1 protein-coding gene is annotated in these 515 nt (G+C 38.1%); it reads left to right on the top strand.

Going from position 1 to position 515, the window contains the following annotated elements:
* Window positions 1-48: 48 nt before the first annotated feature.
* A partial coding sequence (locus DYY66_RS04410) for a fibronectin type III domain-containing protein (protein ID WP_255496081.1) occupies window positions 49-515 on the top strand: 467 nt, incomplete at its 3' end.

Below are 515 nucleotides of genomic sequence, written 5' to 3'. Positions count from 1 at the left end.
ATTAATCTGTCCTGGCTTCCTCCAATTGAACAATATGGTCAAAAGCTAATGGGATATAGAGTGGAATTGAAAGATACACAAGGAGTATTCCAAGTAATTGATGTTAATACCGGAAATAGCACCACAAAATATTCTATTAATGGCTTAACTCCTAATACGACATACACCTATCGAGTCTCTGCAGTTTATTCTGGCACACATAGCATTCCGTCAAATGAGGCGTCTGTAACAACACTAGTGTATGTTCCACCGCCTATACAAAAGCTAAACCAAACTAATACATCTACGTCTCCTACAAATACGCCTCCATCTAATGTGCCACCTGTTGTAAACAACGTAAAACTTGACTTTACAGCTCCTGACGGAAACGTCTTGACTGGAATAATCATGACACAGAGTGACTACCAACAACTCGTTATCATAAAGGACCCAAGAACAATTCTATCAAATGTAACCCAAACACCATCTACAATAAACAATGTACTGTCAGGAATTTTGAGATATCAAACACTTCA

The sequence above is a fragment of the Candidatus Nitrosotalea sp. FS genome (assembly GCF_011319475.1).
GTDB lineage: Archaea > Thermoproteota > Nitrososphaeria > Nitrososphaerales > Nitrosopumilaceae > Nitrosotalea.
This window is presented reverse-complemented; position numbering and strand designations above follow the sequence as displayed.